Below are 20,599 nucleotides of genomic sequence, written 5' to 3'. Positions count from 1 at the left end.
GCAAGTCATGGCACAAGGACGCATCGCGCAGGTGATCGGGGCGGTCGTGGACGTCGAGTTCGACGACCACCTGCCGTCGATCCTGAACGCGCTCGAGACCGACAACCACGGCAACCGCCTGGTCCTCGAGGTCGCCCAGCACTTGGGCGAGAACACGGTCCGCACCATCGCGATGGACTCGACCGAAGGTCTCGTGCGCGGCCAGACCGTGACCGACACGGGCGAGGCGATCCAGGTCCCCGTGGGCGAAGCGACGCTCGGCCGGATCATGAACGTCATCGGCGAGCCGGTGGACGAACTCGGTCCCGTCAACGCCGAGACGCGCCGCCCGATCCACGCGACGGCCCCCGCCTTCGTCGAGCAGTCGACGGAGAGCGAGATCCTCGTGACCGGCATCAAGGTCGTCGACCTCCTCTGCCCCTACGCACGGGGCGGCAAGATCGGCCTCTTCGGCGGCGCGGGCGTCGGCAAGACGGTCCTCATCCAAGAGCTGATCAACAACATCGCCAAGGTCCACGGCGGCTACTCGGTCTTCGCCGGCGTCGGCGAGCGCACCCGTGAGGGCAACGACCTCTACTGGGAGATGATCGAGTCCGGCGTGAACAAGGACCCGTCCAAGAACGACGGCTCCGCCGCGGGCTCCAAGGCCTCGCTGATCTACGGTCAGATGAACGAGCCGCCGGGCGCGCGTGCCCGCGTCGCGCTGACGGGTCTCACCGTCGCCGAGCACTTCCGCGACCAGGGCCAGGACGTCCTCTTCTTCGTCGACAACATCTTCCGCTTCACCCAAGCGGGCTCGGAAGTGTCGGCGTTGCTCGGCCGCATCCCTTCGGCCGTTGGCTACCAGCCGACCCTCGCCACCGACATGGGCGCGATGCAGGAGCGGATCACGACCACGACCAAGGGTTCGATCACCTCGGTCCAGGCCGTCTACGTGCCCGCCGACGACCTGACCGACCCCGCCCCGGCCACGTCCTTCGCCCACCTCGACGCGACGACGGTTCTGAACCGTTCGATCGCCGAGAAGGGCATCTACCCCGCCGTGGACCCGCTCGACTCGACGAGCCGGATCCTCGACCCGCGTGTCGTCGGCCAGGAGCACTACGACACCGCTCGCGGCGTCCAGCAGATCCTCCAGCGCTACAAGTCGCTGCAGGACATCATCGCCATCCTCGGGATGGACGAGCTCAGCGAAGAGGACAAGCTGACCGTGGCGCGCGCGCGTAAGGTCGAGCGGTTCCTGTCGCAGCCCTTCGACGTGGCCGAGGTCTTCACGGGCTCGCCGGGCGTTCAGGTCCCGCTCGAAGAGACGATCAAGGGCTTCAAGGCGCTGATCGCGGGCGAGTACGACCACCTGCCCGAGCAGGCCTTCTACCTCGTCGGCTCCATCGACGAGGCGGTAGCCAAGGCCGAACGCCTCGCCGAAGCGGCGTAACGATCTTCTAGGGCGCGGCCCGGCCGCGCCCTGACACTGGAGACGCCTGATGGCCAAGCTTCCCTTCTCCCTCGTCACGCCGGAGCGCGAGTACGCCTCGGGCGAGGCTGACAGCGTGCTCGTGCCCGGCACCGAAGGCCTGTTCGAGGTCCAGGCGAACCACGCGCCGCTGATGTCGACGCTCAGCCCGGGCATCCTCGTCATCCGCAACGCCGGCACGGAGCGTCGTCTCTTCGTCCGCGGCGGCTTCGCCGACGTGAACCCCGAGGGCCTCACGGTTCTCGCCGAGGTGGCGATCCCCGAGGACGAGCTGAAGGGCGACGTGCTCGGCCGGCAGAAGCAGGCCGCGCAGAAGGCGTTGAGCGAAGGCGGCACGCCCGAGCAGGTGCTCGAGCAGCAGCGCGCCGTGGACGTGCTGGCAGGCTACTGACGCGGGCTCGGGTACCGGCGAGGTCGGGTACTAGGTAGGGTAAGCTGCCGACGCGAGCGGGGCGCTAGGTCGGGCACGGTACGCTCCGCCCGCACCGCGCTGCCCGCTCAGTCTTCGAGGATGAAGGTCACCTTCATCGCGACCCGATACTCCTGGATGTTGCCGTCACCGTCGCACTCGACCTTCATGTCCTGAACCCAGGCGCCCTGCACGTTCTTGAGAGTCTTGTTGGCGCGCTTGACGCCCTTCTTCACGGCGTCGTCGAAGCTGTCCTTCGAAGCGGCGATGATGTCGGTGACGCGGGCGATGGCCATGATGCTTTCTCCTTCTCGGCGACCGAAGGGAAGGACCGGCACCGCCGCGGGTCAAGCGGCGGGCTCAGTGACCGCTGCACCCTTCCGCCGCCGCGCGAAGACGTTGAGGGCCTCGACGAAGGCCGAGAAGGCCATGGCGGCGTAGATGTAGCCCTTGGGCACGTGGAAGCCGAAGCCGTCCGCGATCAGCGTCATGCCGATCATCAGGAGGAAGCCGAGCGCCAGCATGACGACAGTCGGGTTGCGGGCGATGAAGTTTCCGAGCGGGTCGGCCGCGAAGAACATGACGCCCACGGCGACGATCACGGCGATGAACATGACGGGGACGAAGTCTGTCATGCCGATCGCGGTCAGGATGGAGTCGATCGAGAATACCATGTCGAGCAGCAGGATCTGAACCACCGCCGCGCTGACGCTCATCGTGGCCGTGGTCTTCGCGACGCCCGCCGTGTGCTCGGTCTCAGGCTCCATCGATTCATGAATCTCGCGCGTGGCCTTCCAGACGAGGAACAGGCCGCCCGCGATCAAGATAAGGTCCCGCACCGAGAAGCCGTGGCCGAACGCCTCGAACAGGTCCTCTTCGAGCGCAATGATGACGGTGATGAGGGAGAGAAGGGCGAGGCGCAGGATCAGCGCGGCACCGATGCCGATCCTGCGCGCGGGGCGCCGCTTCTCCTCCGGCAGTTTGTTGGTGAGGACCGAGATGAAGACGAGGTTGTCGATGCCGAGCACGACCTCCATCACGATCAGCGTGGCAAGCGCCGCCCAGGCGGCCGGGTTGGTGAGAAGGTCGAGCATGGCGTCCCTTGCGTCAGAAGCTCGCGAACGGCCCCATCGCCGGGCCGGTTCCGTCCGCAGCGAGAGGCGTTTGGCGAGGCCCGACGGCAGGCGTAGCGTTTCTCGAAAAAGGAGGACGCGATCATGGAACACCACGCCGCCAACGTGCTCGCCGGGGTCGGGGCCGGCTTCGACCTGCCGGACCCTGCGAGCCTGCCGAGCCTGAATGGGAAGGTCTCGGACCATGAGTGGCAGATCCGGTGCGAGCTCGCCGCGACCTACCGCCTCGCCGCGCTCTATGGTTGGGACGACCTCGTCTTCACGCACATCTCGGCCCGCCTGCCGGACGAGGACGGGGAAGCGCGGTTCCTGATCAACCCCTACGGCGCCCTGTTCGAGGAGATGACGGCCTCGTCGCTCGTCAAGATCGACATGGAAGGCCGGAAGGTCGTGGACAGCCCGTACTTCACGAACCCGGCGGGCTTCGTGGTTCACTCCGCCGTTCACCTGCACCGGCACGATGCGGGCTGCGTCCTCCACCTCCACAGTCCCTACGGCGTCGCGGTGTCGGCGCAGAAGGGCGGGCTTCACCGCTACACGCAGTTCGCGATGATCGTGATCGGGGACCTTGCTTATCACGACTACGAAGGCATCGCCCTGGAGAGTGAGGAGCGCGAGCGGCTCGTCCGGGACCTCGGGCAGCGGCACATGATGATGCTGCGCAACCACGGCACGCTGACGCTGGGCGAGAACTGCGCGCTCGCCTTCTTGCGCATGTACATCCTCGAGCAGGCCTGCCGGACGCAGATCCTGGCGCAAGCGGCGGGGGACGACGCGCTCCTCGAGGATACGGAGGAGATGGCGGACCTCGTCGGGCGGCAGGGCGCGCCGGGCTTCACGAAGGGCCTCGGCGACAACCTCACCTGGCCCGCCCTGATGCGGAAGCTCTCGCGGCAGAACCCAGGCTGGGACCGCTGAAACGAAGAAGCCCCCGCCGGGGCGGGGGCTTCGATCGCAGTAGAGGGCCGACGCTTAGTCGCGCATGATGCCGAGGATGTTCAGCACGTGCACGAAGAGGCTGATGAAGGAGCCGTAGAGCGCGAAGGCGCCGAAGATCGAGGAGCGCTCGTTCATCTCGCCCGCGCCCTCGACGTAGAGGTTGCGGATCATCTGCGTCTCGAAGGCGGTGATCGCCGACATCAGGAGGACGACGCCGAACGAGATGAGCAGGCTGAACATGGTCGAGGCGAGGAAGAAGTTCACCACGATCGCGACCAGGAAGCCGATCGACGCCATGAACAAGAACCGGCCCCAGCCCGACAGGTCCTTCTTGGTCGTGTAGCCGTAGAGGCTCATCGCCGCGAAGATCGAGGCCGAGATGAAGAAGGCCTGCGCCACGAGGCCGGCCATGCCCATGCCGATGTACCCGGCGACGAAGGGTCCGATCAGAACGCCCCAGAGCGCGACGTAGGCCCAGTAGGCGCCGTGCGCGGTCGCCTTCGAGCCGTTCATGATCAGACGCGGGGCGAACCAGCCAAGCGCGATCAGCGCGATGAAGGGAATGAACGACAGGCCCGCGACGGTCTGCATGGCCGCCGGGCTCATCAGGAAGCCGAAGGCGATCAGCGCGGTCGCGGCGACGCCGAGCGCCATGTAGTTGTAGACGCCGATCATGTAGCGGCGGAGGCCCTCGTCGAAGGCGACGACGCCCGCGGTGCCGGCGTTCTTCTTGTAAAGACGATCCGTCTCTGACATCTCAAACTCCCTTGGTTCGGCGGTTTACCTGGAGACGCCGAACGGTTCCGCGACGAATGTAGCGATGACTTGCCGCCATTCAATCGCCTCAGACCGCGAAAGCTGAGGGGAAAACGTGAACGATTCTTTCTCGAGCGTTCTTCTGGGGCCAGGCTTCCTGGGGGCGTGGCGGCGAGGCGAAGGACTTCTGGCGGTCAGCCGCGGCGAGGGCGGCGTGTTCGCCCCGCTGCGCGAGGCGGTCCGCGCCTGTCCCGATGACGGGCTCGTCGCGGGCTATATCGGCTACGAAGCGGCGGCAGAAACGGAGCCGTCCCTGACGCTGCCGCCCCCGCCGCTCCATGAGGGCCGGTCCCTGCCGCGCGCCTGGATCGGCACCTTCGAAAGGGTGACGCCCGCCGAGCCGCCGAAGACGGCGGCCGCGCCCGTCCCGCTCGGAAAGAGCGGAACGGACGCGCGCGACGGGTATGAGCGCAAGGTCGCCGAGGTGATCCGGCGCATCCGGGCGGGCGACCTCTTCCAGGCGAACCTGTCCCGACGCCTCAGCGCCTCGTTCGCGAAGGAAGAGCGCCTCGCCGACGCGCTCTTCGCGCGCCTCTGCGACGCACGCGCCGCCGACTACGCCGCCCTCCTGCAGACCGAGGAGGGGGCGGTCCTGTCCAACTCGCCCGAGCTCTTCTTGAGGGTCGAGGGTTCTCGCGTGACGGCCGAGCCGATCAAGGGCACGCGGCCGCGCGGCGGCACCGACGACGAGGACCGGGCGCTCGCAGCAGCGCTCGCCTCGGACCCCAAGGACCGGGCCGAGAACGTCATGATCGCCGACCTTCTGCGCAACGACCTCTCGAAGGTCGCGCGAGACCGGAGCGTCGAGGCGGGGCCGGTTTGCGCCCTGCGGACGCTGCCGCACGTCCATCACCTCTACAGCCGTATCACGGCGGAGCTTCGCCCGGGACTGGGCCCCGTAGACGCGCTCGAAGCCGCCTTCCCCTGCGGCTCGGTCACGGGGGCGCCGAAGCCCGAGGCGCTGAGCGTCATCGCCGCGCTCGAAGGCGAGGGGCGGGGACCTTACTGCGGGACGGTCTTCGCGATCAGCAAAGACCGCGCCGTCTTCTCCGTGCCGATCCGCACCGGCGTTCTGACCTATGGCGCGCGGATGGCCCGGCTCGACGTGCGCGCGGGCGGCGGGGTGACGGTGCTCTCGGACCCTGCGGCCGAGTGGGCGGAGACCGAGGCCAAAGCCTACCCGTTCCGCGCGATGGCGGGGCCGGGATGATCCTCCTCCTCGACTGCCGCGACAGCTTCGTCGAGACGCTCGCCCGCTACGCCCGCGAGGCGGGGGCCGAGACGCGGGTCGTTCGGGCGGACGCGATCACTCTGGACGAGGCCCGCGCGCTGCGACCGGAAGGCGTCATCCTCTCGCCGGGGCCGAAGCGGCCCGCGGATGCGGGCATCGCTCTGCCGCTCATCGCCGCCTTGCCGGACACGCCCATCCTCGGCGTCTGCCTCGGCCACCAAGCGATCGCCGAGGCCTATGGGGGGCGGACCGTCGTTTCCTCCGAACCGGTGCACGGCCGGGCGAGCCTCGTCCGCCATGAGGGTGACCCGCTCTTCGCGGGCGTGCCGAGCCCCTTCGCTGCGGCCCGCTATCACAGCCTGATCGGCGTTGCCGGCCCGGCGCTGCGCGAGGTCGCCTGGACGCAAGACGGCCTGCCCATGGCCTTCCGCCATGAATCGCGCCCGCATGTCGGGGTACAGTTCCACCCCGAGAGCCTGCTGACCGAGGGAGGTCACTGCATGATCGAGAACTTCGTCGCGACGACCCGGGGACCGGCGTGATCTGGGCGGACGGCGCCGTCGTCGCGGAGGACGCGCTCGTCTTCGCGGCGAACGACCGGGGCGCCACGCTCGGCGACGGCCTCTTCGAGACGCTGAAGGCCGTGGAGGGTCGCCCGGTATTCCTCTCCGACCACCTCGAGCGGATGGCCGCCTCCTCTGCGCTCCTCGACCTGCCCTTCGACGAGGCGGCCGCGAGGGCGGGCGTGGCCGCCGTGCTCGAAGGGAGGGCGGGGCTCGCCTCGGTCCGCATCACCCTGAGCCGGGGGCCAGGCCCCCGCGGCACGGCGCCGATCCCGCGTGCCGAGCAGCGCCCCGTCCTGGTGGTCGCCTCGGCGCCGATGGCAGCGTCGCCCGGCGGCCCCATCCGCCTCGCCCTTGCCGCCACGCGGCGAAACGAATGGAGTCTCGCGAGCCGGATGAAGACTCTGAGCTATCAGGACATGATCCTCGCCCGCGCCGAGGCCGCGCGGGCAGGGGCCGACGATGCGCTGGTCCTGAATACGGCCGGGCGGCCGGTCTGCACCACGATCGGCAACCTGTGGCTCCGCACCCGCGAAGGCTTCGCTACGCCGCCGGTCGGCGAGGGCGTGCTGCCCGGCATCGTGCGAAGCCGCCTCCTCGCCGCCGCGCCGTCCGCAGGGATCGAAGTCGAAGTGCGGCCGCTCCTTATGGAGGAGGTGGAGAGCGGCACGCTCTTCCGTACGAACAGCCTGACCGGGGTGCAGCCCGCCGGCCTTTCGCTGCCGCCATCCTCTGACAACCCGCTCGGGAGGCTCTACGACGTCCTCGAACGGGAGGCCCTGTCTTGAGAAGCTTCACCCTGACGCCGGAGCAGATCGTCTCGATCTTGACCGCGCTGACCGCGGACGAGCTCGCGCGCAGCTTCGGCCGCTACGTCGAGGGGCTGACCCAGGCGAGCTGGACCGCCGACACGCGGCTCGGCGTCGAAGGCGCCGACGTCACGGCGGAACAGGCGAGAGCCTGCGCGCGGCGCGCTGCGATCTTCTTCGGCATGCCGGAGGACGCGGTGCGGGTGGGGCCGAACGACCGGTTCGGCGACTGGGCGGGGCAGGTCTCCGCGATGATCCGAGCGGAGATGACCGCCTTCCGCTTCCACCCCGCAACCCATGGCGGCGCGGCGGATACCCGGCACGCCGCAGACGACATCTGGCAAGACGCGCGCGGGGTGGCGGGCCTCCTCCAAGGTCGGCGCCGGGCCGCCACGCTCGTCTCCCGCGGGAGCCTGATGGGCCTCGTCAGCGCGGTTCTGGCCCCGAACCTTCAGCGGCTCGAGGTGGTCGACGCGCGAAGGCTGACGCCGGACGAGATGGCGGAGTCCTTACGCTTCGGCGACGTCGTCATCGCGACGCCGACCCTGTGGCGCTACCTCGCCGACACGCTGCCCTCGATCCCGTCCAACGTGGTCGGGCTCTCCTTCGGCGAGGCGCTGACGCCCGACCTCGCCGAGCGGCTTCGGGGCCGAGGGCTCGGCGCCATGCGCGAGCTTTACGGCTCGACCGAGACCGGCGTCGTGGGCTGGCGCGACTCGCCGTCCGATCCCTTCTTGCTCTTCGATCATTGGAGCCGGTCGGGGCAGGGCCTGATCCGGCACAGGCCGAACGGCGCTACGCTTCCCGCCCTCCCGATGGACGACCTCACCTGGCAGACGGACCGGTCGTTCCGCCTGGGCAAGCGGCGGGACGGGGCCGTGCAGATCGCCGGCATCAACGTCTTCCCCGTCAAGATCGGCGAGATGATCGCGGAGCACGACGCGGTCGAGAGCTGCACGGTGCGCCTGTCCCAGCGGGCCGGCGCGCTCGACCGCCTCATCGCCTCGATCAAGCTGCGCCCCGGGTTCGAAGCGAACCAGGACCTCGCCTGGACGATCGACGAGTGGTGCAGAGCCCGCCTGCAGCCGCCCGAGCGGCCGCGCATCTACACCTTCGTCGAGGAAGCGGGCGCCGAGCCGGCGTCGGCGGCTTCCGCCGGCGGGGTCTCTTCGGGTTCGGCCACGGCGACGGCCTGAGCGCCGAACTGAGAGGGTTGCGAAGCGGCAGCCGCGCGCGCTTGCGCCATCCCCATCAGAGCCTGCGCCGGCAGGAGGGCGCCATCGCCATAGACGGGCGTCTGCTCGCAGCGGTCGGTGCAGGAGAAGGTGTAGCGTTGCGGCCCGTTCTGCAGCGTGAGACGGCCCTTACGGCTGTTCCCGACACGGACGGTCACGTCGTCGAGGCGCTTGCCCGCCCGATCGTAGAAGGAGATGGCCGTGTCGCCGGGCATCTTCCCGAACATCAGAAGCTCGGTCGACGAAAGCACCTGAACGTCGGCCACGGCGGGGTTCGCGATCACGATCTTACCGACCGGCACGGGCAGGGTGAACGTCCGGTTGGTATCGAGGGAGAGCCAGACCTCGCCGGCGTCCGCGACGCTGGGCGCCGATGCCAGGACCGCCGCGCCGAGGCAGCTAATAAGAGCGTGTCGGTTCATCTCGTCACCGCGTCTTGCGCCCGCCGGAAGGCAGGCTCGTTGCCCGAAGACAAGCAGCTTTTCGTTGCCAAGCCGTGAAGGCGCCTCGCCTTTACGGTGATGCAAGGTTTCAGCTCCTACCTTCGCGTCTCGCCGGAAGGGCACCGGCATGGACATTCAGGGTAGGAACCGATGATGCAGGACGCGTTGTCCGTGATCGCCGCTCTGTCCCACTGGGACGCCTTCGGCGAGCTCGACGAAGGAAGCCGTCAGGCGCTCGCCGGTCTCTGCGAGCCGCTGGTCTTCGCGGCGGGCGAGACGATCTTCACGATGGGACAGAACGACGGCTCGGTCGTCTACGCCGTCCATGACGGCAAGGGCCGCCTGACTTCCGCGAACGGCGAGCGGGGGGACGTCAGCGTCGAAGAGGTCTCCGCGGGCGCGCTTCTCGGCCTCGGCGCGCTGGCGTTCAACGACGACAGCATGGCGACGAAGGCGCTGCACGCGGTCACCGAAGTGCACGTCCTGGCCATAGAGACGGCCGATCTGCGCGCCTTGTGCCGTGAAGAGGCGAGCCTGGCCTGGGCCTTCTTCCAGCTCGCTATGCGAACCAACGGAACGCTTCAGGCGACTTCGCGCCCCGAAGCGCGCGTCTACCGGCACCTCCTGACCCTGGTACGGCGCGATGCGGCCGGACTGAGCATCCCGGAGATGCCGCGGCACGCGGCGCTCGCGGAGGCGGCGGGCGTCACGGATGTCGAGGCGGCAGGGGCAGTGGCGACCCTGATCGGCGAGGGCATCGCGCGCCGCGCCTATCCTGGCCTCACCGTGCTGGACGGCGATGCGCTGCACCGCGCGGCGTATCGTTGATGCAGGCCGAGTCTACTAACGTGCGTTTACTGTATAAATCGGAATCCGAAGACTCTTTGTTTACGGAGCGAGCTTAGAGTGACTGTATCTGGAGAGTGCAAGACCAGATTGTGGGAAGGCTAGCAGGAGAACCGACATGACGAACCTCTTCCAACGTTTCATCAAAGACGAAGACGGCGCGACCGCCATCGAATACGGCCTCATCGCGGCCCTGATCGCCGTCGCGATCATCGGCGCGGTCACCGCGCTGGGCGACACGCTGAACGCCAAGTTCAACGAAGTTGATTTCTGCATCAACAACCCTGACGATGCGACTTGCAAAGACTAACTCTGATTAGTCCGGAACGGGCCTGATAGGCTTGTTCTGCGGGGAGAAGAGTTCTTGCTCTTCTCCCCGTTTTTCTTCCTCGACCCATCGGGGGGTCGCAGAGGGTTTGGAGGATCAAATGGTCAACCGTTTGAAAGCCATCGCTGGGTGGTTCTCGCAAGACGAGGACGGTGCGACGGCCATCGAGTACGGGCTGATCGCGGCGTTGATCGCCGTCGCCATCATCGGGTCGCTGAGCGCGCTCGCGACGACGATGAACAAGCAGTACAACGAAGTCGACCTGTGCTTGAACGATCCGACCCGCGCCGAGTGCCGTTGATCGTCCCGAAGACGCGGTTAACGCTCGGGCAATGCTGAGCGCATAGTCTGGGCGTACGTATCCCGGGTCCTGCTCAATGCTTATCGTCGCGGCCGTTCCAATCGCAGTGCTCGTCATCTGTGCGCTGCACGACGTTCAGCGCTTCAAGATTCCCAACGTCTACGTGGCGGGACTTCTCGCCGCTTGGCCCATCGCGGCCTTGTTGTGCGGCCTCAGCGCCGGCGAGGCGATCAGCGCGGCCGGCGTGGGCGGCATCTTTCTCGTCGTCGGCTTCGCGCTGTTCTCCTTCCGGCTCCTCGGTGCGGGCGACGCGAAGCTGATGGCTGCGCTCGGGCCCTGGCTCGGCGTGCAGGCCGTCATGCCATTCGTTCTTTATACGACGCTATCGGGCGCGGTGCTGGCCTTCCTGCTCGTGAAGTTCAGGAGCAGGCCGATGCCGGTCTTTGCATACACCCATGCTTGGCTAGTGCAGATGCACGACCGCACCAAGGTCATGCCTTACGGCGTCGCGATCGCTATTGGCGGCATCGCCAGCTTGTCCAAGAGCCCGCTGTTTTCGTAAACAGCGGCCCTGACAGAGGGCGACGCGCTTAACACTGTTTTGATTGTTCCGGCCTAGGGTTCGAGCAGAGAGCCGTGCTGGTGGCCGGAGGAGTTGACGGTGAACAAGAGTCGTTTGTTACTGTTGGGTGTCGCCGTCATCACCGGTGGTGGTGCGTTCTTCATGGTCGCAACCGGCGGCAAGGACAAGGCCGGGTCCGTCCAAGCCGCCATACCGCAAGCCAAGCAGATGGAGACCGTCCGCGTGCTCGTCGCGGACCAGACCTTCGAACGGGGCACGGCGATCGACCCCGCCTTGACGACCTGGCTCAAATGGCCGGCCGACAGTGTGCCGCCCCATCTCATCACCGAAGACGACGAAGAGTTCTACGAGAGTCTGTCTTCGCGCCGAGCCCGGACGACCATTCACGAGGGCGAGCCGATCATCGAAGCGAAGACCGTACAGCAAGGCGATAGCGGCCTGATGGCCGCGCTCCTCACGCCCGGCATGCGCGCGATCAGCGCGAACCTCTCGGGCGACTCGACGACGTCCGGCTTCGTGCTGCCGGGCGACCGTGTGGACATCATCGCCACCGGCCGCGAGGGCGCGGAGACGGTCACGCAGACCATCCTGTCCAACGTCCGCGTCATCGCGATCGATCAGACGCTGCGCGAAGAGGGCGGCCCCAACTCGATCAAGGGATCGAGCGTCACCTTCGAGCTCAGCCCCTCCGAGGTCCGTCCCTTCCTCGTCGCGCGGGAGGGCAAGGCGCTGACCCTCGTCCTGCGATCGATGTTCGATGGCGAAGTGCAGGAACGAAAGAACGAATCGAGCAGCGAAGTCATCGTCCTGCGTTACGGCCAGGGCTGAGAAGTGAACGGAACGAAGGCGCGCCGGGCAGTCGAGCCTAGGGGAACGGAATGAGCAAGATCATCGCGAAGCGGACGGCCCGCCTCCTCCTCGGCTGGGCCAGCGCCCTGACCGTCGCCACGACCGCGCTCATGGGCGCGATGAACATGGCGCATGCGGCCCAGGACCCAGAAGTGACGACCGGCGGCGACAGCATGACCTCGCGCAGCCTGGTCCTGCCGCTCGGCAAGGCCGCGATCGTCGAGCTGCCGCGCTCCGCGTCGGACGTGCTCGTGTCCGACCCTGCCGTCGTCGAGACGGTGATCCGCACACCCCGCCGCGTCTACGTCATGGGCCGGACCGCCGGTCAGGCCAACGCCTTCTTCTTCGACGCGCAGGACGAGCAGATCCTGAACCTCGAGATCCGGGTCGAGCAGGATGCGGACGTGATCGAAGACCTGATCGCCAAGCTTCTTCCCTCGAGCCGCGTCACCGTCGAGACGCTCGGCGAGAACATCGTGCTGCACGGCTCCGCCGACACGCCCGCCGACGCGCAGCGCGCCGTCGAGATCGCGAGCCGGTTCACCTCGGGCAGCGCCGACGGCGAAACGGTCATGAACATGATCAGCGTGCGAGAGCCCGGCCAGGTCATGCTGAAGGTCCGCATCGTCGAGATGCAGCGCTCGCTGACGCGTCAGCTCGGCGTCGACCTCGACGGGATCGCGCGCATCAAGGACACGGATATCGGCTTCGCGGTCCAAACGGCGGGCCCCGCGGGCAACGGCCTTTCGACGGATGTCGGGACGCCCGGCTTCGGTAAGATCACCGACCTCAACTACGCCTTCGACGCCTTCGAGCGGAACGGCCTGATCAAGACGCTGGCCGAGCCGAGCCTGATCGCGATGTCCGGCGAGGAGGCCGAGTTCCTGGCGGGTGGACGGATCCTCTTTCCGGTGGCCTCCCAGGACGGTGTGATCACCGTCAGCGAGGAGACCTTCGGCGTCGAGCTGAGGTTTCAGCCGGTCGTCCGCTCCAAAGGTTCGATCTCCCTCGACATCGAGACTTCGGTCTCGGAGGTGAACTACGCCCTCGGCGCCACGATCGGCGGCGGCATGATCGAGGATCCGGTCACAGGCGAGTTCGTCCGGGCCGCGACGACGCAGATCCCCGGCTTCAACACGCGTGAGGCCAAGACGACGATCGAGCTGTCCTCGGGCTCGAGCTTCGCCATCGCAGGCCTCCTGCAGGAGAACATCCAGGAGACGATCGACGGCGTGCCGGCCCTGAAAGAGGCGCCGGTGCTCGGACAGCTCTTCCGCAGCCAGGAGTTCGTCAACAACGAGACGGAGCTGGTCATCATCGCGACCCCCTACCTCGTCGAGCCGACGACGCTGGCGCAGCTGACCGACCCCGCCGACGGCTTCGCGCCGCCCGCCGCGCTGGAGCAGGTGCTGCTCGGCCGCCTCGAATCCGTCTTCGGCGTCAGGTCGCGCGGCGTGGACGAAGCCGGCCTGCAAGGCCCGCTGGGCTTCATTCTCGACTGATCAGGAGACCGCTCGTGAGACACGCATCCCGCCTCGCCGCCGCGGCGCTCCTTCTCGGACTGCCTGCCTGCGGCACGCTCGTCGCCAGCCCGGAAGCCCGCCTGCCGGTCGAGGAGCGTCACCCGGTGACCGTCGATCAGCAGACCATGGCGCTCCGTGTGCCTCTCGATCCGGAGGCGAGCGGGTTGAGCCGTGCGGCGCTCGCCGACATCGACGCCTTCGTGAATGCCTACCGGACGCGGGGACACGGCCCGATCACGGTCACGGCGCCTTCGGGCGGCAATGACCGCCTCGGCGCGCAGACGGCCGCCGACGTTCGCACGGCGCTCTTCGCGTCCGGCATCCCGTATGAGGAAATGCGCGGCGCCACCATGCGCGGCGGCAACGGCCGCGAGGTCGTTCTTTCCTTCACCAGCTACGTTGCGAGCGGACCGGCATGCGGGCGCTTCGGCGGCGAGGTCGGCCGGCGGCTCAGCAATGGCGTTTCGAACAATTTCGGCTGCGCGGCGCAGAGCAACCTCGCGGCGATGATCGCGGACCCGCGAGACCTGCAACGGCCGGCCGCGCCGGACGGATCGGGCGATGCGGGCCTCGTCTCGGCGGTCGCGGACACCTCAGAGGACTAACAGGAGAGACGGGGTGAGGAGAGCCTTTCCCCGTTCCGAACCATCAGGAGAAGACGAGATGACAGCCAACGTTGCAAAGGCTCTTCCCCCGGTGGACGAGCTCGACGAATTCGACGACCTCGACCTTTCGGCGCTCGACGACCTCGACGAGGCGGAGCTTCAGAAGCTGCTGGAGGAGGAGGACGGCCTCGACGCCTTCCTGCCGCCGCTCACCGCCGACGTTGCCGAAGAGGCGAAGCCGGAACCCGCCTTCGACGTGCCGGTTCCGCCGGCGCTCGAGGCGATCGAGCTCCCCGACGCTGCCGCGCCCGTCGCCGAAGACCTCGGCGATCTCAACCTGTCGCCCGTCCCGCGGATCAACATTCATGCCTTCTGCAACACCGAAGGCCTGACCACGCTGGTGGGACAGGCGGCGGCGGATCGCAGGCTCGCCAAGGCGCATGTGACGATCCAGAGCGGCGACGCGTTCACCGCGGCGCAGATCTTCGCCTCGCAACCGACGCCGAACCTGATCGTGCTCGAAGCCGACAGGTCGGCCCAAGACCTCCTCGAGGGCCTCACGGCGCTCGCCGAGGTTTGTGATCCGACGACCCAAGTCGTCGTCGTCGGCGCCGTCAACGACATCAAGCTCTACCGCACGCTGATCGAGCGGGGCGTGAGCGACTATCTGGTCGCGCCGCGCTCGCCGCTTCAGATCATCTCGATGATCAGCGGCCTCTACGCCGATCCGTCGGCGGCGCCGGTCGGCCGGACCTACGCCTTCGTCGGCGCGCGGGGCGGGGTCGGTTCCTCGACGGTCTGCCACAACGTGGCCTGGGCGATCGCGGAGCAATGCCTGTCCGACACCATCCTGATGGACATGGACCTCGCCTTCGGCACGGGCTCGCTCGACTTCGAGCAGGACCCGAGCCAAGGTTTGGCCGAAGCGCTGAGCGCCCCCGACCGTCTCGACGACGTCCTCCTGGACCGGCTGCTGCAGAAGTGTACGGACCGCCTATCGCTGTTCGGCGCGCCGAACCTGCTCGAGAGCGACTACGACCTTCCGATCGAGAGCTTCGACCGGGTCGTCGACATCGTCCGCAGCGCCGCGCCGTCCGTGGCGATCGACCTGCCGCACGTCTGGAGCGGCTGGACCCGGCAGCAGCTTCTGTCCGCGGACGAGATCGTGGTGACGGCCACGCCCGACCTCGCGGCGTTCCGCAACGCGAAGAACATCTTCGAGACGGTGGGGCCCGCCCGCAGCAACGACTCCAAGCCCATCCTGGTCTTGAACCAGACCGGCGTGAAGGGGCGCCCGGAGGTCAGCGCCGACCAGTTCGCCGACGCGCTCGAGGTCGAGCCCTTCGCCGTGCTGCCCTTCGAGCCGCAGGTGTTCGGGACCGCCGCGACCAACGCGCAGACCCTGTTCGAGTCCGCGCCCAAATCGAAGACGACGGGCGTCCTCTCCGACCTCGCGCAGAAGCTGACCGGCCAGGCGCCGGCCAAGGGCAGGGGCAAGGGTAAGTCCGGTAGCGTTAAGTCCCTCTTCGGCATGCTCGGGTAAGATCGATCCATGTTCGGAAAGCGTAGCGACTCCCCCGCGCAACAGACGGCAGCGAAGCCCGCGGCTCCCAAGCCCGCAGCGCCGAAGCCTGCCGCCGCGAAGCCCGCCGCCAAGGTGCCGGCGACCAAGCCTTCGGCGAAGCCGGGCGCGGGCAGGGGCGACGGTCCGCCCAAGAGCGCGCCCAAGGCGCCGCCGCCCAAGGTCGAGGTCCAGATCGACAACGGCCAATCCGAGACCTACTTCAAGACGAAGACGACGATCTTCAACGCGCTGATCGACACGATCGACCTCAGCCAGCTCGCCCAACTCGACATGGAGTCGGCGGCCGAAGAGATCCGCGACATCGTCAACGAGATCATCTCGATCAAGGGCCTCCAGATGTCGATCTCGGAGCAGGAAGCCCTGCTCCAGGACATCTGCAACGACGTCCTCGGCTACGGCCCGCTCGAGCCCCTGCTCGCCCGGGACGACATCGCCGACATCATGGTCAACGGCGCGAGCCGGACCTTCATCGAAGTCAACGGCAAGATCCAGCTCACCAACGTCCGCTTCCGCGACAACGCGCAGCTGATGAACATCTGCCAGCGGATCGTCTCTCAGGTCGGCCGCCGCGTCGACGAGAGTTCGCCGATCTGCGACGCGCGCCTGCCCGACGGCTCCCGTGTGAACGTGATCGCGCCGCCGCTGTCGATCGACGGGGCCGCCCTCACCATCCGGAAGTTCAAGAAGGACAAGCTGACGATCAACAACCTGGTCGAGTTCGGCTCGATCAGCCCGGAAGGCGCGCAGGTCCTCGGCATCATCGGCGCCTGCCGGATCAACACGCTGATCTCCGGCGGTACGGGCTCGGGGAAAACGACGCTCCTGAACTGTATGACCTCCTTCATCGAGGAGGACGAGCGCGTCATCACCTGCGAGGACGCAGCCGAACTTCAGCTGCAGCAGCCGCACGTGGTCCGGCTCGAGACGCGCCCGCCGAACTTGGAAGGGCAGGGCGAGATCACCATGCGCGACCTCGTCAAGAACTGTCTCCGTATGCGTCCCGAACGCATCATCGTCGGCGAGGTTCGTGGTCCCGAGGCCTTCGACCTCCTGCAGGCGATGAACACCGGCCATGACGGCTCCATGGGAACGCTCCACGCCAACTCCCCGCGCGAGGCGCTTTCGCGTCTTGAATCCATGATCACCATGGGCGGGCTCGGCTTGCCGTCGAAGACCATCAAGGAGATGATCGTCGGCTCCGTCGAGGTCATCATCCAGGCCTCGCGCCTGCGGGACGGCTCGCGCCGGATCACCCACATCACGGAAGTGCTGGGTACGGAAGGCGACACGATCATCACCCAGGACCTCTTCGTCTACGACATGGACGGCGGCGAGGACGAGAACGGAAAGATCCTCGGCCGGCACAAGTCGACCGGCATTGCGCGTCCCGGCTTCTGGGACCGCGCCCGCTACTACGGGCGCCACGGCGAGCTGGCGGAGGCGCTAGACGCCGCCGGGGCGGGCTGACCGATGGATCAGCAGACCCTGATCATCGGCGCGGGGCTGCTCGTCGCCTTCGGCATCCTGGCCTTCGTCCTCCTCGCGCCTTCCGAGAACGACAAGGCGAAGAAGCGCGCGAACATGGTGACCGGCACCGGCCGGCAAACCAAGAAGTCCGCGCAGGGCGGTCAGGACGCGAGTAAGGAGCGGCGCAAGCACGTCGCCGACAGCCTCAGGAAGATCGAAGAGGCGGCCGCCGCCGAGAAGAAGAAGCGGGTCGGCCTCGAAGCGATGATCGCGCAGGCGGGCCTCGATCTCACCGTACGGAACTTCTACATGATCTCGGCCGTGGTGGGGCTCGTCTTCGCCGCGATCGGCATCATCACGGGTCAGAAGCCCTGGGTCATCGGCGCCATGCTGATCGTCGGCGGCCTCGGCTTCCCGCGCTGGTTCATCGCGAAGAAGCGCAAGACCCGCCAGAAGAAGTTCGTCGAAGAGTTCTCGAACGCGATGGACGTCATCACGCGGGGCATCAAGTCGGGCCTGCCGGTCAACGAGTGCCTCAAGATCATCGCCCGCGACGCGCAGGAACCAGTCCGGACCGAGTTCCATCTCCTGACCGAAGGCCTGCGTCTCGGCCTCAGCCTCGAACAGTCGCTCGACCGGATGTACAAGCGCATGCCGGTGGGCGAGGTGAACTTCTTCTCGATCGTCCTCCTGATCCAGCAGCAGACCGGCGGTAACCTCGCCGAGGCGCTCAGCAACCTCTCCAACGTGCTGCGGAGCCGCAAGTCGATGCTCGGCAAGATCGCCGCGCTCTCGATGGAGGCGAAGGCCTCGGCCGCGATCCTAGGCGCCATGCCGTTCATCGTCTCGACGCTCGTCCACCTGTCGAGCCCGGAATATCTCGAGCCGCTGTTCACGACCAAGTTCGGCAACATGCTGCTGCTCGGGGCGGGCCTGTGGATGAGCTGCGGCGTCCTCGTCATGAAGAACATGATCAACATCAAAGTGTAATCGGCTGCGGCGCCGCGCCGCGGTCTTCAGTCTGAGCGGAACAAAGATGAGCTTCGTCGACACCGTCACGGACCGGCAGAACCAGATCGCGGTGCTCGCGGCCCTCGCGACCGCCGCGACCGCGTTCACGCTGCTGGCGCCGCTCCTTCAGACCGATCCGATGAGGGAGCGCGCGAAGCGCGTCGCGGACTACAAGGAGAACCTCCGCCAGCAGTCCCGCGCCGAGATCGCAGGCAAGAAGAGCCCCACGCTGCGCAACGCGGCGGCGGGCGGCGCCGCGAAGAGCCTCGTGCAGCAGTTCAAGCTGCTCGAGGTCTTCGACGCGAACGCCGCCCGTGCGCGCTTGACCATGGCGGGCTTCCGCGGCGAGCGCCCGGTCGTCACCTACATGGCCGCGCGCGTGGTCATGCCGGTCATCATGCTGATCGCGTCGGCCTTCTACATGTACGTGTTGAACGTGGGCGAGCTCAGCAACTTCATGCGCCTGCTGATCACCGGGGGAAGTCCCGTGCTCGGCTTCTACCTGCCGAACATCTACGTCACCAACGCGGTCCAGAAGCGTCAGCAGAAGGTCCAGCTCGCCTTCCCTGACAGCCTCGACCTCCTCCTGATCTGCGTCGAGAGCGGCATGTCGATCGAGGCCGCGCTGCAGAAGGTGACGCAGGAGGTCGCCGCGAGCAGCCCGGAACTCGCCGAGGAGTACGGTTTGACGACCGCGGAGCTCAGCTACCTGTCCGACCGCCGGATCGCCTACGAGAACCTTGGCAAACGGACCGGCCTGGAAGGCATCAAGGCCGTCACCACCGCGCTCATCCAGTGCGAGACCTACGGCACGCCGCTCGGCTCGTCCTTGCGGGTCATGGCGGCGGAGAACCGCGAGATGCGCATGCAGGAGGCCGAGAAGAAGGCCGCCGCGCTGCCGCCGAAGCTCACCGTGCCGATGATCTTGTTCTTCCTGCCCGTCCTCTTCGTCGTCATCCTCGGCCCCGCGGTCATGACCGCGACCGGCAAGGGGATGGAGAGCGAAGAGACCGCGCCGATGGATCGATAGGCCGAAGCCCGGCCTCTCGGGGCGCGTCCGCTTAGTCCCCGCATGCGTCCTGGTACATCGTCTCGGCTAAGGCCGGGGGGCCGCGTCCTCCGCTCTTCCTCCGGCCTTCGCGGCGTTGGCCGTGAGCGGTGCCTCAGCCGAACTACGGTTCGCCAAGGCACCGCAGAGGGGCCCTTCGCACGGCGGCGCTCGCCTCCGGGCCCGTGAGACGTCACCGGCCGGGAAGAGCAGGGACACCGGATGTCCTCGTCGATCGCAGAGCTAAACACAAAGGCCGAACCGCCCTCAGGAGCGATCCGGCCTTTGTGTTTAGCTCTGCCCGATCTCGGCGGGAACGGCGCGCGGGACGGAGGGTCAGACCCCGTCTTCGGACGACAGCGCCATCGGCGCTTCGGTCGCGGCGACCTGCGTGTCGGCCTTCGCGTCGGCGCTCGCGCTGACGCCGGCGGCGGGCTTGCCTTCGGCGGGTTCGAAGGGTTCGACCTCGTTCGGCGCGTCTGCGGGCTTGGGCTTGCCGGCGGGCTTCGGTGCCGTGTTGGCGGCCGCGGCCGGTTCGTAGGTCGGCGTCTCCGGGCCGAGCTCGTCGAAGTTCGGCAGGTCCGCGTTCTGGTGCGTCAGCCCCCCCCAATAGGAGGGCTGCGCGACGAGGCTGCGGAAGTAGGCGACGTTGCCGTCGGCGACGCGCGGCGGCAGGTCGGAGCGCGCCAGCATCTCGGCCTCGCCCGTCTTGCCGTTGAGGCCGAGGACCAGGGCGAGGTTCTGGCGCATGCGCGCCGTGCCGCCCGGGCCGCCCGTGGCCGCGCGCAGCGTGCGCTCGGCCATCCCGCCGTCGCCCTGCAGCGCGTAGGAGAGGCCCTTATTGTTCAGGACCTGCGCATTGCCCGGCGACAGGGCGAGGGCGCGGTCGTACTGCTCGCGCGCGTCGCGGTGCCGCCCGGTCTTGTCCAGCGCCACGCCGTAGGCGGAGTAGGCCGACCAGTCCTCGTAGAGGCCGAGCTCGATCGAGCGTTCGATGGGGCGCACCGCTTCGTAGGGGCGTTCGTTCGCGATCAGCGACTTGCCGTATTCGAGCTGGACGCGCGCGTCCTCGGGGGCGCGCTGCGCCATCTGGCCCATGACGCGCAGGGATTCCTCGTTGTTCTCGATGGAGCGGAGCGCGCGCGAGAACGAGGTCGCGATCGTTGCGTCGGACGGGTTCCGGTCGTAGCGCGTGCCCCAGAAGGCGGCTTCGGCGATGGGGTCCAGGCCGTCGGGACCGCTTTCCTGGCCGATCACGGTCAGCTCGTCGGGCGACAGGCCGCTGCCCGACACGCTGGCGCAGGCGCAGAGCGCGGCGAGTGAGGCTGCGGCGAGAAGGCGCGGAATCATGGCTGTCCCTCGGACGGTCTTCGCTGCGCACTATCGCCAAGAGGGCCGAAG

At 67.8% G+C, this 20,599-nt stretch carries 23 protein-coding genes; 18 read left to right on the top strand and 5 right to left on the bottom strand.

Annotation, left to right across the window (positions count from 1 at the left end; all coding sequences use genetic code 11):
- Nucleotides 1-7: 7 nt before the first annotated feature.
- Nucleotides 8-1,435, top strand: coding sequence for a F0F1 ATP synthase subunit beta (atpD, locus tag GGQ59_RS01270; protein ID WP_183815110.1), 1,428 nt, complete (start codon nt 8-10; stop codon nt 1,433-1,435).
- A gap of 49 nt (nt 1,436-1,484) precedes the next feature.
- Nucleotides 1,485-1,865 (top strand): ATP synthase F1 subunit epsilon, encoded by a 381-nt coding sequence (atpC, locus tag GGQ59_RS01265; protein WP_183815108.1) that lies wholly within the window; start codon nt 1,485-1,487, stop codon nt 1,863-1,865.
- Between the two features lie 107 nt (nt 1,866-1,972).
- Here atpC and GGQ59_RS01260 read toward each other — a convergent pair whose 3' ends face one another.
- Together GGQ59_RS01260 and GGQ59_RS01255 are read right to left on the bottom strand one after the other, a co-directional pair.
- Entirely contained in the window at nt 1,973-2,179 is a 207-nt protein-coding gene (locus GGQ59_RS01260; RefSeq protein ID WP_183815106.1) for a dodecin family protein, read from the bottom strand.
- A 51-nt stretch (nt 2,180-2,230) separates the two neighbouring features.
- A complete protein-coding gene (locus GGQ59_RS01255; protein WP_183815104.1) occupies nt 2,231-2,977 on the bottom strand; it encodes a TerC family protein in 747 nt (248 codons plus the stop codon).
- A gap of 123 nt (nt 2,978-3,100) precedes the next feature.
- Here GGQ59_RS01255 and GGQ59_RS01250 point away from each other — a divergent pair, with 123 nt between their 5' ends.
- Nucleotides 3,101-3,934, top strand: a complete 834-nt coding sequence (locus GGQ59_RS01250) for a class II aldolase/adducin family protein (RefSeq protein WP_183815102.1) — start codon at nt 3,101-3,103, stop codon at nt 3,932-3,934.
- Between the two features lie 54 nt (nt 3,935-3,988).
- Here the strand turns inward: GGQ59_RS01250 and GGQ59_RS01245 are convergent, their stop codons facing one another.
- A complete protein-coding gene (locus GGQ59_RS01245; RefSeq protein WP_183815100.1) occupies nt 3,989-4,711 on the bottom strand; it encodes a Bax inhibitor-1/YccA family protein in 723 nt (240 codons plus the stop codon).
- A 115-nt stretch (nt 4,712-4,826) separates the two neighbouring features.
- Here GGQ59_RS01245 and GGQ59_RS01240 point away from each other — a divergent pair, with 115 nt between their 5' ends.
- Genes GGQ59_RS01240 through GGQ59_RS01225 form a run of 4 tightly spaced genes read left to right on the top strand, consistent with a single transcriptional unit; the run spans nt 4,827 to nt 8,570 of the window.
- Nucleotides 4,827-5,981 (top strand): chorismate-binding protein, encoded by a 1,155-nt coding sequence (locus tag GGQ59_RS01240; protein WP_183815098.1) that lies wholly within the window; start codon nt 4,827-4,829, stop codon nt 5,979-5,981.
- Nucleotides 5,978-6,544 (top strand): anthranilate synthase component II, encoded by a 567-nt coding sequence (locus GGQ59_RS01235; RefSeq protein ID WP_183815096.1) that lies wholly within the window; start codon nt 5,978-5,980, stop codon nt 6,542-6,544. Before GGQ59_RS01240 ends, GGQ59_RS01235 begins: the two co-directional genes overlap by 4 nt.
- Nucleotides 6,541-7,353 carry an aminotransferase class IV gene (locus GGQ59_RS01230; RefSeq protein ID WP_183815094.1) on the top strand — a complete coding sequence of 271 codons (813 nt, stop codon included), beginning with the start codon at nt 6,541-6,543 and terminating at the stop codon, nt 7,351-7,353. The genes GGQ59_RS01235 and GGQ59_RS01230 overlap by 4 nt, the downstream gene beginning before the upstream one ends.
- The gene (locus tag GGQ59_RS01225) at nt 7,350-8,570 is read left to right on the top strand and encodes an acyl-CoA synthetase family protein (RefSeq protein ID WP_183815092.1); all 1,221 of its coding nucleotides are present in this window, start codon (nt 7,350-7,352) and stop codon (nt 8,568-8,570) included. The genes GGQ59_RS01230 and GGQ59_RS01225 overlap by 4 nt, the downstream gene beginning before the upstream one ends.
- Here the strand turns inward: GGQ59_RS01225 and GGQ59_RS01220 are convergent.
- Complete coding sequence (locus GGQ59_RS01220; RefSeq protein WP_183815090.1) at nt 8,480-9,031, bottom strand: pilus assembly protein N-terminal domain-containing protein; 552 nt, start codon at nt 9,029-9,031, stop codon at nt 8,480-8,482. The genes GGQ59_RS01225 and GGQ59_RS01220 overlap by 91 nt on opposite strands.
- A 174-nt stretch (nt 9,032-9,205) precedes the next feature.
- On the opposite strand from GGQ59_RS01220, the gene GGQ59_RS01215 reads away from it, so the two are divergent.
- From GGQ59_RS01215 to GGQ59_RS01165, 11 genes are all read left to right on the top strand, one after another.
- Entirely contained in the window at nt 9,206-9,880 is a 675-nt protein-coding gene (locus GGQ59_RS01215) for a Crp/Fnr family transcriptional regulator (protein WP_183815088.1), read from the top strand.
- A gap of 136 nt (nt 9,881-10,016) precedes the next feature.
- Entirely contained in the window at nt 10,017-10,208 is a 192-nt protein-coding gene (locus GGQ59_RS01210; protein ID WP_183815086.1) for a Flp family type IVb pilin, read from the top strand.
- A 118-nt stretch (nt 10,209-10,326) separates the two neighbouring features.
- A complete protein-coding gene (locus tag GGQ59_RS01205; RefSeq protein WP_183815084.1) occupies nt 10,327-10,527 on the top strand; it encodes a Flp family type IVb pilin in 201 nt (66 codons plus the stop codon).
- A 76-nt stretch (nt 10,528-10,603) separates the two neighbouring features.
- Nucleotides 10,604-11,089: an A24 family peptidase gene (locus tag GGQ59_RS01200; RefSeq protein ID WP_183815082.1), complete on the top strand. Its 486-nt coding sequence runs from the start codon at nt 10,604-10,606 to the stop codon at nt 11,087-11,089.
- 99 nt (nt 11,090-11,188) lie between these two features.
- Entirely contained in the window at nt 11,189-11,938 is a 750-nt protein-coding gene (gene cpaB, locus GGQ59_RS01195; protein ID WP_183815080.1) for a Flp pilus assembly protein CpaB, read from the top strand.
- A gap of 50 nt (nt 11,939-11,988) precedes the next feature.
- Nucleotides 11,989-13,461, top strand: coding sequence for a type II and III secretion system protein family protein (locus tag GGQ59_RS01190; protein WP_183815078.1), 1,473 nt, complete (start codon nt 11,989-11,991; stop codon nt 13,459-13,461).
- 14 nt (nt 13,462-13,475) lie between these two features.
- Complete coding sequence (locus GGQ59_RS01185; RefSeq protein WP_183815076.1) at nt 13,476-14,087, top strand: CpaD family pilus assembly lipoprotein; 612 nt, start codon at nt 13,476-13,478, stop codon at nt 14,085-14,087.
- A 58-nt stretch (nt 14,088-14,145) separates the two neighbouring features.
- On the top strand, nt 14,146-15,630 hold the full coding sequence (locus GGQ59_RS01180; protein WP_221400818.1) for a CpaE/TadZ family protein: 1,485 nt from the start codon (nt 14,146-14,148) through the stop codon (nt 15,628-15,630).
- A gap of 9 nt (nt 15,631-15,639) precedes the next feature.
- Nucleotides 15,640-17,139, top strand: coding sequence for a TadA family conjugal transfer-associated ATPase (locus GGQ59_RS01175; protein ID WP_183815074.1), 1,500 nt, complete (start codon nt 15,640-15,642; stop codon nt 17,137-17,139).
- A 3-nt stretch (nt 17,140-17,142) separates the two neighbouring features.
- Complete coding sequence (locus GGQ59_RS01170; RefSeq protein ID WP_183815072.1) at nt 17,143-18,129, top strand: type II secretion system F family protein; 987 nt, start codon at nt 17,143-17,145, stop codon at nt 18,127-18,129.
- 46 nt (nt 18,130-18,175) lie between these two features.
- A complete protein-coding gene (locus GGQ59_RS01165) occupies nt 18,176-19,180 on the top strand; it encodes a type II secretion system F family protein (RefSeq protein ID WP_183815070.1) in 1,005 nt (334 codons plus the stop codon).
- A 354-nt stretch (nt 19,181-19,534) separates the two neighbouring features.
- Here GGQ59_RS01165 and GGQ59_RS01160 read toward each other — a convergent pair whose 3' ends face one another.
- Nucleotides 19,535-20,548, bottom strand: a complete 1,014-nt coding sequence (locus GGQ59_RS01160; RefSeq protein ID WP_183815068.1) for a tetratricopeptide repeat protein — start codon at nt 20,546-20,548, stop codon at nt 19,535-19,537.
- Between the last annotated feature and the right edge of the window lie 51 nt (nt 20,549-20,599).

The organism is Parvularcula dongshanensis (assembly GCF_014199615.1).
Lineage (GTDB): Bacteria > Pseudomonadota > Alphaproteobacteria > Caulobacterales > Parvularculaceae > Parvularcula > Parvularcula dongshanensis.
Note: the sequence above shows the minus strand (reverse complement) of the source record. Positions and strands in the feature narration are given on the sequence as shown.

Excerpts from the sequence above, each read along its gene's own strand:
- GGQ59_RS01170 (WP_183815072.1), top strand. The coding sequence starts at position 17,143 with ATGGATCAGCAGACCCTGATCATCGGCGCGGGGCTGCTCGTCGCCTTC.
- atpC (WP_183815108.1), top strand. The coding sequence starts at position 1,485 with ATGGCCAAGCTTCCCTTCTCCCTCGTCACGCCGGAGCGCGAGTACGCC.
- atpD (WP_183815110.1), top strand. The coding sequence starts at position 8 with ATGGCACAAGGACGCATCGCGCAGGTGATCGGGGCGGTCGTGGACGTC.
- GGQ59_RS01180 (WP_221400818.1), top strand. The coding sequence starts at position 14,146 with ATGACAGCCAACGTTGCAAAGGCTCTTCCCCCGGTGGACGAGCTCGAC.
- GGQ59_RS01245 (WP_183815100.1), bottom strand. The coding sequence starts at position 4,711 with ATGTCAGAGACGGATCGTCTTTACAAGAAGAACGCCGGCACCGCGGGC.
- GGQ59_RS01200 (WP_183815082.1), top strand. The coding sequence starts at position 10,604 with ATGCTTATCGTCGCGGCCGTTCCAATCGCAGTGCTCGTCATCTGTGCG.
- GGQ59_RS01175 (WP_183815074.1), top strand. The coding sequence starts at position 15,640 with ATGTTCGGAAAGCGTAGCGACTCCCCCGCGCAACAGACGGCAGCGAAG.
- GGQ59_RS01165 (WP_183815070.1), top strand. The coding sequence starts at position 18,176 with ATGAGCTTCGTCGACACCGTCACGGACCGGCAGAACCAGATCGCGGTG.
- GGQ59_RS01235 (WP_183815096.1), top strand. The coding sequence starts at position 5,978 with ATGATCCTCCTCCTCGACTGCCGCGACAGCTTCGTCGAGACGCTCGCC.
- GGQ59_RS01255 (WP_183815104.1), bottom strand. The coding sequence starts at position 2,977 with ATGCTCGACCTTCTCACCAACCCGGCCGCCTGGGCGGCGCTTGCCACG.
- GGQ59_RS01160 (WP_183815068.1), bottom strand. The coding sequence starts at position 20,548 with ATGATTCCGCGCCTTCTCGCCGCAGCCTCACTCGCCGCGCTCTGCGCC.
- GGQ59_RS01190 (WP_183815078.1), top strand. The coding sequence starts at position 11,989 with ATGAGCAAGATCATCGCGAAGCGGACGGCCCGCCTCCTCCTCGGCTGG.
- GGQ59_RS01220 (WP_183815090.1), bottom strand. The coding sequence starts at position 9,031 with ATGAACCGACACGCTCTTATTAGCTGCCTCGGCGCGGCGGTCCTGGCA.
- GGQ59_RS01205 (WP_183815084.1), top strand. The coding sequence starts at position 10,327 with ATGGTCAACCGTTTGAAAGCCATCGCTGGGTGGTTCTCGCAAGACGAG.
- GGQ59_RS01260 (WP_183815106.1), bottom strand. The coding sequence starts at position 2,179 with ATGGCCATCGCCCGCGTCACCGACATCATCGCCGCTTCGAAGGACAGC.
- GGQ59_RS01210 (WP_183815086.1), top strand. The coding sequence starts at position 10,017 with ATGACGAACCTCTTCCAACGTTTCATCAAAGACGAAGACGGCGCGACC.
- GGQ59_RS01250 (WP_183815102.1), top strand. The coding sequence starts at position 3,101 with ATGGAACACCACGCCGCCAACGTGCTCGCCGGGGTCGGGGCCGGCTTC.
- GGQ59_RS01215 (WP_183815088.1), top strand. The coding sequence starts at position 9,206 with ATGCAGGACGCGTTGTCCGTGATCGCCGCTCTGTCCCACTGGGACGCC.